Below are 13,232 nucleotides of genomic sequence, written 5' to 3'. Positions count from 1 at the left end.
CAATTGTCGTACTGTGATCCGTGACACCCTTCAGCCCAAGGAGGTCAACTCCGTTGTCCACAACCACCGAACTCGACCAGCTGCACCTGCTGATCGGAGACCTTCGCCGCTGCGTGTCGTCACTGGCATCACGCTACGGCGACAGCGCGGCGATGCGACGCATCGTCAACGACGCCGAACGCATTCAAAACGACATCGACCGGCTCGACATCGACGCCGACGAGTTGAACCTCGTTCGCGGGGTAACCCATCACCACCTCCACGCCGAGAAGATCGGCATCCCCGACACGCAGTACGCAAGCGACTTCTGGCAGGACGTCGACGACGAGGGCCCAATGAGCTCTCCCTTCGACTAGACCTGCCTAGCCCGAGCGACCGAACACCGTCACGACCCCGACATGTCACGATGAAGTGAGGCACACCCCGTGAGCGCACCCACCGCCGACCGCAGCGATTCCAGCGGTACCGGGGTCTTCTCGCCGACTAGAGCGCGAATCTCGCAACGCACGCTCCGCACGGACGCGTGGTGGAAGTCGCCGCTGATCACCGACCTCGGCTTTGCCGCGTTCGTGATCTACGCGACGGTGCGGGCGTTCATGCAGAACAACTACTACGTCGCCGACTACCACTACCTGACGCCGTTCTACTCGCCGTGCATCAGCACCGGCTGCCTGCCCGAAGCCAGCCACTTCTGGCCCCAGATCCTGCCCGACGTGTGGTGGCTGCCGTACGCGGCGGCGTCGCTGCCGTTCCTGCTGCTGTTCCGGCTGACCTGCTACTACTACCGCGGCGCCTACTACCGCTCGGTGTGGCAGTCGCCCACCGCCTGCGCCGTGGCCGAACCACACGCCAAGTACACCGGCGAGACGCGGCTGCCGCTGATCATCCAGAACACCCACCGGTACTTCTTCTACATCGCCGGGATCATCTCGGTGATCAACACCTACGACGCAATCAACGCCTTCCAATCGCCGTCCGGCTTCGGATTCGGTTTGGGCAACGTCGTTCTCGTCGTCAACGTGGTGATGCTGTGGGTCTACACGCTGTCCTGCCACTCCTGCCGCCACGTCGTCGGCGGGCGGCTCAAGCACTTCTCCAAGCACCCGGTGCGGTACTGGCTGTGGGGTCAGGTGAGCAGGCTCAACACCAGGCACAAGCTGTACGCGTGGATCACGCTCGGCACCCTGATGTTCACCGACTTCTACGTGATGCTGGTCGCCAGCGGCACCATCTCCGACCTCAGATTCATTGGCTGATTCGTTGGCCGACAAGACAATTGACGACGTAGGGGTACGAATTCATGGGTGAACTCGAACGGCACGAATACGACGTGGTCGTCATCGGCGCCGGCGGGGCAGGACTGCGAGCGGTGATCGAGGCACGCGAACGCGGACAGCGCGTCGCGGTGGTCACCAAGTCGCTGTTCGGCAAGGCGCACACCGTGATGGCCGAGGGCGGCTGCGCGGCGGCGATGAAGAACGTCAACACCAAGGACTCGTGGCAGACGCACTTCGGTGACACCATGCGCGGCGGCAAGTTCCTCAACAACTGGCGGATGGCCGAGCTGCACGCGCAGGAAGCCCCCGACCGGGTGTGGGAGCTGGAGACCTACGGTGCGCTGTTCGACCGCACCAAGGACGGCAAGATCAGCCAGCGCAACTTCGGCGGGCACACCTACCCGCGGCTGGCGCACGTCGGCGACCGCACCGGCCTGGAGATCATCCGCACGCTGCAGCAAAAGATCGTGTCCCTGCAGCAGGAGGACTTCCGCGAGCTCGGCGACTACGAGGCCCGGATCAAGGTCTTCCACGAGTGTTCGATCACCGACCTCATCCTCGACAAGGGCCCGAGGGACAACGCCAGCGCGGAGCCCAACTCAGACGGACCCACCGGCAGGATCGCCGGCGCCTTCGGCTACTGGCGCGAGACCGGCAACTTCATCCTGTTCGAAGCGCCGGCGGTCGTGCTGGCCACCGGCGGCATCGGCAAGTCGTTCAAGGTGTCGTCCAACTCCTGGGAGTACACCGGCGACGGCCACGCCCTGGCGCTGCGCGCAGGGTCGTCACTGATCAACATGGAGTTCATCCAGTTCCACCCGACCGGGATGGTCTGGCCGCTGTCCGTGAAGGGCATCCTCGTCACCGAGGGCGTCCGCGGCGACGGCGGAGTGCTGAAGAACTCCGAGGGCAAGCGCTTCATGTTCGACTACATCCCCCCGGTGTTCAAGGGTCAGTACGCCGAGACGGAAGAAGAAGCCGACCAATGGCTCAAGGACAACGACTCCGCCAGGCGCACCCCTGACCTGCTCCCCCGCGACGAGGTGGCCCGTGCCATCGTGGCCGAGGTCAAGGCAGGGCGCGGCACCCCGCACGGCGGCGTCTACCTCGACATCGCCTCGCGCATGCCGACCGAGGAGATCAAGCGTCGGCTCCCCTCGATGTACCACCAGTTCATCGAGCTGGCCGAGGTCGACATCACCAAGGACGAGATGGAAGTCGGCCCCACCTGCCACTACGTCATGGGTGGCATCGAGGTCGACCCCGACACCGGCGGGGCGGCCACTCCCGGCCTGTTCGCCGCGGGCGAGTGCTCGGGTGGCATGCACGGCTCCAACCGCCTCGGCGGCAACTCGCTGTCCGACCTTCTGGTGTTCGGGCGGCGGGCCGGGCTCGGGGCTGCCGACTACGTCCGCGCGCTCGACGAGCGGCCGAAGATCTCACAGGACTCCCTCGACGAGGCCGAGAAGATGGCGTTGGCGCCGTACGAGCCGCATGAGAATCCCGAGAACCCGTACACGCTGCACGCCGAGCTGCAGCAGTCGATGAACGACCTCGTCGGCATCATCCGCAAGGAAGAGGAGATCCACGAGGCGCTCGCCAAACTCGACGAGCTCAGGGGCAGGTTGCAGAACGTCGCCGTCGAGGGCGGGCGGGTCTACAACCCGGGCTGGCACCTCGCGATCGACATGCGCAACATGCTGCTGGTCAGCGAGTGCGTGGCCAAGGCGGCGCTGCAGCGCACCGAAAGCCGCGGCGGGCACACCCGCGACGACCACCCGGCGATGGACGCCAACTGGCGCAACACGCTGCTGGTGTGTCGGACGACGGAGGCGGCGACCGCCGAGGCGATGGTCCCCCGCGTCACCGTCGACGCCGAGGAACAGGTGCCGATGCGGCCGGACCTCCTCGAAGTCTTCGAGCTGTCCGAACTCGAGAAGTACTACACCGACGGCGAATTGACCGAGCACCCGGAACGGAAGGGCTGACATGGCTGCCTATGAAGCGAGCATGCGAGTCTGGCGCGGCGACGACACGGGCGGCGAGCTCAAGGACTACACCGTCGAGGTCAACGAGGGCGAGGTGGTGCTCGACATCATCCACCGTCTGCAGGCCACCCAGGCCAACGACCTCGCGGTGCGGTGGAACTGCAAGGCGGGCAAGTGCGGATCGTGCTCGGCCGAGGTCAACGGCCGTCCCCGGCTGATGTGCATGACGCGCATGTCCACCTTCGGCGAGGACGAAACCGTCACCGTCACCCCGCTGCGGACCTTCCCCGTCATGCGTGACCTGGTGACCGACGTGTCCTTCAACTACGAAAAGGCGCGCCAGATCCCGTCGTTCACGCCGCCGAAGGATCTGCAGCCCGGTGAGTACCGGATGCAGCAGGAGGACGTGAACCGCAGCCAGGAGTTCCGCAAGTGCATCGAGTGCTTCCTGTGCCAGAACGTCTGCCACGTGGTGCGCGACCACGAGGAGAACAAGGAGAACTTCGCGGGCCCGCGCTATCACATGCGGATCGCGGAGCTGGACATGCATCCGTTGGACACCGTGGACCGCAAGGACATGGCGCAGGAGGAGTTCGGCCTCGGCCTGTGCAACATCACCAAGTGCTGCACAGAGGTCTGCCCCGAACACATCAAGATCACCGACAACGCCCTGATCCCCATGAAGGAACGCGTCGCCGACCGCAAGTACGACCCGATCGTGTGGCTCGGAAACAAGCTATTCCGGCGGTAGCGGCGTAATCGACCGTGGCTGCGAGAATTCTTCGAGAATCTCGCAGCCACGTCACGTTGGGCGAGTGTTGCGGCGTACCGTGGACTGCAGGCCGATTCACGCCATTCAACGACGAAAGGCTAGCCGCATGGGTCCTCAAGAAACGAAGAGCGTCAACGACATTCGGACCGCAATCCGCGAATTGACGGTGCGCGCCGAGCTGGCTCGCAAGGAGGGCAGGCCCGACGACGCCGCCGAGTTGGACCGGCGCGTCGCGGGCTACCGCGACGAGTTGGCCGCCCGACCGTAGCGAGCCCACAGGAGAGCTAGTTGCCGAGGCGGCGGAACGCGCTCCGGTGGAAGACGATGGGTGCGACGCCGTCGTGGATCGTGATGTCGTGGACCCGCAGCACCACGATGGTGTGATCGCCGGCAAGCACTTCCTGCTCGATGGCGCTCTCCAGCCAGACGCTGGTGCCGTGGATGAACAGCGCGCCGCGCTCGGTCGACTTGGTGTCAAGGCCGGCGAACCGGTCACCGGTCTTCGCGGCCAGGGTCTTGGCGGCGGCGTCGTGCGCCTCGCCGAGCACGCTGATGCCGAGGAACGGCAGATCCTTGAGCTTGGGCCACGTCGTCGACGAGTTCTGCACGCAGAACGACACCAACGGCGGGTCGAGTGACACCGGGACGAAGGTGCTGGCCGCCAGGCCCACCCGGACGCCGTCGACTTCGGCGGCGATCGCGATGACACCCGTCGGGAAGTGGCCGAAGGCCTCGCGTAAGGAGGTTGGGCTCAGATCGGTACCGGTCATGAGATCTCCATCTTCACACGGATCGAGGTGCGGCGGCCAGAACTGCGCTCGCCGTGATTGCAACTCCAATCACAGCCCTGCCACACCGATCACGAGGAACCCACAGCCGATCGCCGTCAGCACGCTTGCCACCTCGACTCGGCGACGCGCTCGGATCCAGCCGTGCAGCGACGCGACCCACCTCAAGGTCGCCTCTGGTGCCAGCAGGTAACCCAGCAATGGAATCTCCACCAACGCGAAGGCCACGACGTTGAACGCCAACAACAAGGCGACCTGCGTCGCGGCGTCCGCATCCGAGGCCAGGATGACGGCCAGCGCGGCAAGATAGTCGACCGACGGAAGCGCGATGCCCAGCCCGGCAACGCCTGCGACCACCAGCGACGGTCCGCGCAGCAGTCGTTCGGCCGGCCCCGTCACGCGTGTCGGCCGCAGACGTAGGCGCCCGGGGATCACGACGATCAGCGCGAAGAACAACATCAGGAGCCCGATCAGAATCTGGACGTTCGGCAAGGTGACGTAGTTCGACTCCCGTAGTGCGCGGTGAAACACGAACAGCACGACGAGGCCCACCGTGATTCCCATGGCGAAGCCGCCACACAGGAACGCCAGCAACTGGAGCGCCGGCCGGGGCCTGTTCAGCATCACCAAAGTCATGCCTATTCGGAACGGTTCGACGCTGACGGCAAGCGCCATGACCAGAACGGTAAGGAACATCGATGACCCTGGCGCGCCCCGCGATTGGGCTCAGGCGTCCAACCGGTCGAATTGCCCCTCGGCATACAGACCGACGCACGCTGCACGCTGAATCTTGCCGCTCGTCGTGGTCGGAATCGACCCGGTCGGTACCAGCACGAGATCGCCGACGGTCACACCGTGCTCGTTGGATATCGCCGCGGTGACGTCGCTCTTGACGACATCGAGCCAGCCCTCGGGCGAATCTTCACGCTTCTTGAGCTCGACGACGGCGACCAATTGCTCCACGTCGTTCACCGGGACCGATATCGCCGCGACACGACCGCCGGTGAGTTCCTGGATCGTCGCCTCGACGTCCTCGGGATAGTGGTTGCGACCGCGAATGATCAGCAGGTCCTTGATGCGGCCGACGATGAAGAGCTCTCCCTTGGAGACGAAACCCAAGTCGCCCGTTCTCAACCACGGCCCGTCCGGTGTACCCGACGAGGGATCGACGATCGTGGCCCCGAAGCAGCGTTGCTCCTCGGGCGGCCTGCCCCAGTATCCGGTCGAGACGTTGTCGCCGTGCACCCAGAGCTCGCCGACCACGTCCTGCGGGACTTCCCGCTCCGTCTCGACGTCGACCACCCGCAGCATGGGCGACTGCGGCAGTTCGTAGCGCACCAGCGACGACCCGGTTCCGGCCGGACACCGTCGAGCGCGGCCTGCGGACAATTCGTCGACGTCGAATGCGACGGCCGACGACTCCGCCCAGGTTGCGGTCGTCACGAAGACGGTCGCCTCCGCCATGCCGTAGGAGGGACGCAGCATGTGGTCGCGAAAGTTGAAGTGCGCGAACCGATCTGCGAAGCGCTCCAGGCTCGCGGGCACGACGCGTTCAGCGCCGTTGATGATACCCACCACTCCACCGAGGTCGAGTCCAGCGAGATCACGGTCGGTGGTCTTGCGGGCCGCCAGGTCGAAGGCGAAGTTCGGCGCCGCCGAGAACGCATGCGGGTTCTGTGCCAATGCTCGCATCCATCTGGCCGGACTTTCCAGGAACGCGGTCGGGCTGGTGAGCTGGGCGTGAAAGCCACCGAGGATGGGTGCGCAGACACCAAGCACCAAACCCATGTCGTGATAGAAGGGCAACCACGACACCATGGTGAGATCGGCTCCAGACGTGACGCTTCCGCCAAAGATCTTGCGCATCAACTGCTCGTAGTTCACCTGGAGATTTTGGTGCGAGATCATCACTCCGGTGGGCAGCCGGGTCGAACCCGAGCTGTACTGCAGATACGCCGTGCTGGGGAACTCCGTCGACGAAGCGCCGGGCCCTCCGTCGAGCAGGCCGTCCAGATTCATCGCATCGACTTCGACGATCTTCGGAACGATGTCCAGGCCGGCACGATCGAGGTACTCGGCGACGTCGTCTGCAACAGTGGACGTCGTGAGCACGACCGAGGGCGACGTGTCGTCGAAGACGGCACTCACCCGATCGTGGCTGGCGCCGCGATGCGGCAAGGGCAACGGGACCGCAATCAGGCCGGCCTGCATGGACCCCAGGAATGCCAGGACGTAATCGAGTCCCTGTGGTGCCAGGATCACGACCCGGTCTCCGACCGACGCGTGATTGCCGAGTTCGCGCGCCGCATTCAACGTTCGGCGGGACAACTGCGACCACGTCACACTCTCGGCAACACCTCCAGAGTCGTGGTCGTAGTCGGTGAAGGTGAAGGCCACCTCATCGGGGCGCATGCTAGCGCGACCGTGCAGTATCGAGAGGATGCTCGACTGGGGGGTTGGCGTCACGTCACGGCTACTTCGGGCCACTGGAGAACGCGGACATCAGGCCGTTGGCGAGCGTCGAGAGTGGATCATCGCTGCCGCTGAAGGTCGCCTCGTTGGCGGGCGCGGTGACAGCCACGGGATCGAAGCCGCGTGCGGGGTCCACCTGGACCGGAGCCGTCGCCGGATCGTCGTTTCGCGAGTAGCCCGCGTTCACGCGGGGCAGCAGTATCGCGTCGAGCTGATTCAGCGTGTCCTGCGGGTAACCGAGATACTTGAAGGGCAGGACCAGCGGGAGGTGCTCCTCCGGAATCAGATACGTCGTGGTCGTCCCGCCCCTGGAGTTGACCTCCGTCCTGACGTTCTGCGGCGGCACGTTGCTCGGTTTGGTGAACGCAATGGCAGTGTGGCCGGTGGCCAGCCCGGCGATCGAATTGGCAAGGGCGAACAGATTGTCCGGACGATCGGGAAAGTCGGCAATGCTGTCGTAGGCAGAGACGAACTGGTCGGTGTGGTACTGACTCTCGACCGGAGCGGGCATGCGGAAGTCCAGCGCGGGCACGACGCTGCCCACGGGGAACATCTGGGTCAGAAAGCTCTCCCCGAACGAGCTCTTCGCAAGTGGGTCGCCAAACGTCGCAAAGCTCAACTGATCCGGCGGCGGAGCGGTCGGATCAGTGGCCAATCGATCCTTCACGGCGTCGAGGACGAAGGCCCCCTCGGACAAGCCCATCGCAACCCCGGGACCACCGTTGCGAATGGCCGCCTGGAGGTTCGGCTCGCCGATGTCGACCGACTCGCCGATACTCGGACCGTCCAAGCCCAAACCGGGACGGATCTGCTCTCCGATGGGGCCGATACCGGGGAACAGTCGCTCCAGAACGTGGCCCTGAACCTGGCCCGCGGGATAGTCGACCTTCTCCCGCTTCATCCCAGGGAACCAGTCAGCGCCCGTGAGTCGGATGTACTCGTCGTAGGGAATCCCAAGGACGTGGGCGCCGCCGAGGGCGTACGCCGTCCCGTTCACTGCCGCGACGGGGGCCGGGGTGTTGCCGGCCGGCGATCCCGGCGCAGGCGGATCGGCGGGCCGCGCGTCGTCTGCGGCGGCGGAACCTACGCCGAAACATCCAGTGACGCCAGCAGTTACCACTACCGCAAGTCCCGCGAGGAGTTTCTTCATCCGTAGTCCTGACCCGTCTGCTTCGTGTCGTAGTTTCACATACATCGCAGGCCCGCGCTAACCGGGTTGCTCGACGGGTTCGGCCTTCGGCGTCGACGACCGCCGCGCACTCATTCGACCTGACGGCCACCAGTTGGCGCGGCCGACCAGAACCGCAAGCGCGGGGACCGTGATGGTGCGAACCACGAAGGTGTCCAACAAAATTCCCACCCCGATGACGAAGCCGCCCTGCAGCACGATGCCGATGCTCGAGAACATCAGTCCGCCCATCGAAGCGGCGAAGATGAGCCCTGCCGCGGTGATCACACCGCCCGTCGAACCCAGGGTACGGATGACTCCGTAACGCAGGCTGCGCGGAGACTCGTCGCGCATTCGCGACACCAGGAGCATGTTGTAGTCGGCTCCCACCGCCACCAGTACGACGAAGGCCAACGGCGGCACACTCCAATGCAACTGCTGCCCGAGCAGGAACTGGAATACGAATACGCCGATGCCGATGGCCGCAAAGTACGAAAGCACCACGGTGCCAACGAGGTACAGGGGTGCGACGATCGCACGCAGCAGCACCATCAGCGTCAGCAGGACGACGATGAGCGTCGCGATGATGATGAACCGAATGTCGTGCTGGTAGTAGTCGCGGGTGTCCTTGAGCGCGGCCGGATACCCTCCCATCGAGATCGTGGCGTCGGCCAACGTGGTGTTCGGCTGGGCCCCCATGGCGACGTCTCTAATCTGGTCGACCTGATCCATCGCCGCGGAGCTGAACGGGTCGAGCTTGGTTTGCACCAGGTACCGCACCGAGTGTCCGTCCGGCGACACGTACGCCTTGGCGGCCTTTTGGAACTCCGCCAGCTTCAGCACTTCCACCGGGATGTTGAACCCGGCCTGCGATGGATCTGAAGCGTTCTCCTTCATCGTCAACAGAAACCCCGAAGCCTCGCCAAGGCCGTCGGCTATCACCTTGACCTGTTCGACGAGTTGGTCCACCCCGCCAGCTACCTGCTGGCTGCCACCAGCCAGGCGGTCGGCGCCCTGCTTCAGCTGGGTCAGGCCCGCCTGCGCACCGCCGGGTTTGTCCAACCCCATGGCGTTGACGGCCGAGGAGACGCCGGCGAGTGTGCTGTTCAGCTTCTTCAACGTGGCATTCAGAGACTGTTTGTCACCCATCCCCTGCAGCTGGTGCGCCAGATTGTTCAGCTGATCGAGGTTTCCATTGGTGCGCGAGGCGACGAGTCGCGCGAATACGTCGCGGGTATTGCTACAGGAGGTGTCGAGGTCGCAGATCGGGTTGCCCTGCAACGCCGTCAAGACCGGGCCGATCCAGGCGAACATATCCCTGGCAGCGGTGAAGTTGATGCCCATCTGATTGCCGAGCGCGTTGATGGCGTCGACCAGCTTTGCGGCATTGTCGACGTCGCGCACCAGGGTGTCGCCGCCGTTCTTGGCTCTCAGTGAGGAGACGGAGTCGATTAGACGCTGGATGTTCGGCGCGATCTTGTTGACCTGCGCGCGCACGTCGACGAGGCTGTCGGCCAACGTATTGGCTCCGGCTGACAGCCGGCTGAGGTCGCCCGTGCGCTGGTCGATCTGGTTGGAGCCGTCGGCCAGCCGGGAACCGACGAGGCCAGCCTGATAGGTAGCCCTGAACTCGGGCGGCACGGTTCCCAGGGGCCTGGTGACGCCACTGACCAGACCGATGTCAGGTAATTGGGCAATGCGCGAAGCCAGCTGCTCCAGGTCCGCAAGCGCCTGCGGCGTACGCAGATCACGCGGCGACTGGATGAGGACGTATTCGGGTATCGACTGGCTGATCGGGAAGTGGCGTTCCAGCGCGGCGTACCCGACAGAGCTTGGTGCCGACGCCGCCACGGCCTTGCGGTCGTCGTAGTTGTAGTGCGCAAAGATCGCGCAGCTGGCCAGCAGGCCCAACACCAGCAGGCTGGTGACGAGATGGGCTACCGGTCTGCGCACGATGCGGATGCCAGACCGCCCCCAGAATCGAGCGGTCAGTTCGCGCCGCGGCTTGATCCAGCCACGCGGCCCGGCGAGCACCAGAATTGCCGGCAACAACGTGACGCCGGCCAGGTAGGCGACGCCGATCCCGATTGCCGCCGACGTTCCGACCGTTCGGAAGACACCCATCTTCGCGAAGCTCAACAACAGGAAGGTGAGCCCCACGGTGGTGGCTGATGCGGTGATCACCTTCCCGATGGACGCCATCGCCTGTCGGACCGCCCGTTCGGGGTCGGCCCCCAATCGCAAATAATCGTGATAACGGCTGATGAGGAAGACCGCGTAGTCCGTCCCCGCACCGGCCATGATGGCGCTCAGGAAGATGACGGATTGGTTCGAGACGCCCGACCCCGTTAGCTCGGAAAACCCAGCCACCAAAGACTGCGCGATCAGCAGGGACGACCCGATCGTCACCAGCGGCAGCAGCATCGTGACCGCGCTGCGGTAGACCAGCAACAGGACCGCGAGCACCAGGATGGCAATCGCGAGTTCGATCGGCAGACGATCGGTTTGACCCGCGACGGTGAGGTCGGCGACGGTGGCCGCCGGCCCCGTGACGTGCACGTCCAGCGGACTGCCCGCGGTATTGAGTTTGACCAGGTCGGCCACCCGGTTGTAGGACTCGAAGCCCTTCGGAGTACCCAACTCCCCCGCCAGACCCACCGGCAACACCCAGGTCTTCTTGTCCTCACTCGTCAGGAACTGCCGCAGCTCTGGTGTGTTGACGAAATCCTGCACCATCACGACGTCTGTCACGTCGTCGCGCAGCGCGTCCACCAGCTTGCGGTACGTCGGCTCGTCGGCCGCGCTCAGTCCGTTGTCGTTGGTCAGCGCGATCAGGAGCAGATCGTCGTTGCCCGACTCGTGGAACGCATCGGTCATCTTGCGAGCGGTGACACTCGACGGTGCGTCCGCGGGCAGGATGGCGAGCGGATGCTTCTCGGCCATCGAACCTAGGGACGGAAGGGTCAGCGGCAGGGCGATCAACAGCGCTACCCACACGCCTACGACCGCCCAGGGCCACCGGACCACGAGATCAGCTAGCCGTCGCATGACGCCCTCACCGCCGCACGATTCGCGTGTCGCGCCGAAGAACCCTTGCCATCCATGTGCTCCCTGTTATGCGACGCGTCCCCAGTGACCGCTGTCGGCGACGCGCACGGCGACCGAACTCATGGCCTCCATGTAGCGGGTGGCAGACTTCTTGGCCACCGGGTTGTCGGGGTGCATGATCGCCATGACCGTGCCCTCCCCGTACCGGAATATGTAGATGGTCAACTGGTAGGAGAAGCGTCCGTCGGGGTAGATCCCGATGTTGTTCGCCAAACCCATGGCGCCCGCCGCGAGGATCGCGTTGAGCGGCGCCGCGCCGCCGTGCAGGAAGTTCGACACGGGGAAGTTGGGCTGCGGCCACTGCAGCCACGGCGCCAGCTCCAACACGCGGTAGTACGGCACACGCACCATGTCCAGGCTCGAGTCGAAGCACGCCTGAGCGGCCGCGGCCGCCTCGGTGAACGACGTGGCCGCCACCGGGACGACGATCGGGATCAACCCGGTGAACCACCCCTGCGTCATGAAGTTGTCGCCGGCGGTTCGGGAATCCCTCGGCGTGAGCCCGTAGTAGGTCAAGGCGCCGGTGAATTCGTGCTCGACCAGGCCGAGACACGCGAACAGACCGCCGACGAAGCGGGCCCCCGCGGCCGAGCAGGCCGCCTCGAAGCGTTCGGTCTGCGCCGCGTCCATCAGAACGTGCGACGTCATGTCGCTGGCGGTCGCCTTGTTCGGGTTGCCGAGCGGCAGCGGGAACTCAGGGAAGCCGTCCCCGTTGTTCTGCGCGAAGTCGATCCACCTGCGCACGCCGGGTGAATCCGTGGTCAGCTCGGAGGTGTACTCCTGCTCCCGGACGCAAAACGCGTCGAAGCTGCCTGCGTCGGGAAGCACCAGGGCGTCGCCACCCGAACTCAGCGCCGAGTACATGCCGTTGGCTTCCATCATCGTGGTGCCGATCAGCGTCGCATCGCCGTGGACGTGGTCCATGGCGGCGAAGAAGGTGAAGTTGCCGTCGTGCTGGATGATTCCGAAGGTGAAGCAGCCCCACTCCAACGGGTTCGGGATGCTGACGGCGTGGGCATGGATCTCGTCGGCCGTCATGTGCCCCTGGTCGACGGGCACGAACTCGATGTCGGTGGGATCCTCGATGGCGTGGCGGACGAATTCGCCATCGTCGGTTCGTTCGAACCAGCTCCGGAAGGTGTCGTGACGTTGGAGGTAGGCGTTGACGGCGTGGTCCATGGCCCCGATGTCGCACTCGCCGGCCACCTCGCAGCTGGCGATGATCTGACGTGAGAAGTTCAATCCCGCGTCCGTGCGGTCATGGTAGTTGCGGAGGTGTTGACGCTGCATGTAGCTCACCGGCACGGTGCTGACGGGCGCCTGGCGAGCCTTCTCCTGCGCTGCCGCGGTGGGGTGCCACGACGTCACGGTTCCCGAACTCACCGACCACTCGTGAAGAGCGCCGATGGTTATATCGCCGATGCGCAAGAACTTCGTCCTCCCAGTTTGCCCGGTTGCCGGGGCCGGCACCTCACGTCGCGGCGCCCAACATACCCTCGGTAACCGACTCCGCCAGATCATCGGTGACGAATCCGTGACGCCGCGTCGCACGTGCCATAGTGGGCGGCGACATTGCTTCTCAGCAACTCAGCGGCTCTAACCGCTCGAAACTGACCAATGAGTAAGTTAATCTGACCGACGAGTAAGTTACCTCACCGT

The 13,232-nt window shown here is 64.9% G+C and carries 11 protein-coding genes; 5 read left to right on the top strand and 6 right to left on the bottom strand.

Going from position 1 to position 13,232, the window contains the following annotated elements; all coding sequences use genetic code 11:
* Positions 1-53 precede the first annotated feature (53 nt).
* The 5 genes from ASD37_RS25315 (at position 54) to ASD37_RS32045 (ending at position 4,305) form a co-directional block, all read left to right on the top strand.
* Positions 54-356, top strand: coding sequence for a hypothetical protein (locus ASD37_RS25315; RefSeq protein ID WP_056558076.1), 303 nt, complete (start codon positions 54-56; stop codon positions 354-356).
* A 69-nt stretch (positions 357-425) separates the two neighbouring features.
* On the top strand, positions 426-1,256 hold the full coding sequence (locus ASD37_RS25310; protein ID WP_056558074.1) for a hypothetical protein: 831 nt from the start codon (positions 426-428) through the stop codon (positions 1,254-1,256).
* A gap of 44 nt (positions 1,257-1,300) precedes the next feature.
* The gene (locus tag ASD37_RS25305; RefSeq protein WP_056558072.1) at positions 1,301-3,265 is read left to right on the top strand and encodes a fumarate reductase/succinate dehydrogenase flavoprotein subunit; all 1,965 of its coding nucleotides are present in this window, start codon (positions 1,301-1,303) and stop codon (positions 3,263-3,265) included.
* 1 nt (position 3,266) lies between these two features.
* Positions 3,267-4,016 (top strand): succinate dehydrogenase/fumarate reductase iron-sulfur subunit, encoded by a 750-nt coding sequence (locus ASD37_RS25300; protein ID WP_056558070.1) that lies wholly within the window; start codon positions 3,267-3,269, stop codon positions 4,014-4,016.
* Positions 4,017-4,143: 127 nt separating this feature from the next.
* A complete protein-coding gene (locus ASD37_RS32045) occupies positions 4,144-4,305 on the top strand; it encodes a hypothetical protein (RefSeq protein WP_200959994.1) in 162 nt (53 codons plus the stop codon).
* A 16-nt stretch (positions 4,306-4,321) separates the two neighbouring features.
* Here ASD37_RS32045 and ASD37_RS25295 read toward each other — a convergent pair whose 3' ends face one another.
* The 6 genes from ASD37_RS25295 to ASD37_RS25270 form a co-directional block, all read right to left on the bottom strand.
* Positions 4,322-4,807, bottom strand: a complete 486-nt coding sequence (locus ASD37_RS25295) for a flavin reductase family protein (RefSeq protein WP_056558068.1) — start codon at positions 4,805-4,807, stop codon at positions 4,322-4,324.
* Between the two features lie 69 nt (positions 4,808-4,876).
* Positions 4,877-5,521, bottom strand: coding sequence for a GAP family protein (locus ASD37_RS25290; protein ID WP_056558066.1), 645 nt, complete (start codon positions 5,519-5,521; stop codon positions 4,877-4,879).
* A 30-nt stretch (positions 5,522-5,551) separates the two neighbouring features.
* The gene (locus ASD37_RS25285; protein WP_082570420.1) at positions 5,552-7,291 is read right to left on the bottom strand and encodes an AMP-binding protein; all 1,740 of its coding nucleotides are present in this window, start codon (positions 7,289-7,291) and stop codon (positions 5,552-5,554) included.
* A gap of 7 nt (positions 7,292-7,298) precedes the next feature.
* Entirely contained in the window at positions 7,299-8,447 is a 1,149-nt protein-coding gene (gene pe, locus ASD37_RS25280; protein ID WP_056558064.1) for an acyltransferase PE, read from the bottom strand.
* 57 nt (positions 8,448-8,504) lie between these two features.
* Entirely contained in the window at positions 8,505-11,513 is a 3,009-nt protein-coding gene (locus ASD37_RS25275; protein WP_056558055.1) for an RND family transporter, read from the bottom strand.
* Positions 11,514-11,579: 66 nt separating this feature from the next.
* Entirely contained in the window at positions 11,580-13,001 is a 1,422-nt protein-coding gene (locus ASD37_RS25270) for a condensation domain-containing protein (RefSeq protein WP_056558054.1), read from the bottom strand.
* Between the last annotated feature and the right edge of the window lie 231 nt (positions 13,002-13,232).

Origin of the sequence: Mycobacterium sp. Root135 (genome assembly GCF_001426545.1) — a bacterium.
Classification (GTDB): Bacteria; Actinomycetota; Actinomycetes; order Mycobacteriales; family Mycobacteriaceae; genus Mycobacterium.
The sequence above is the reverse complement of the archived record's forward strand: the minus strand, read 5'-3'. Positions and strand labels throughout refer to the sequence as shown.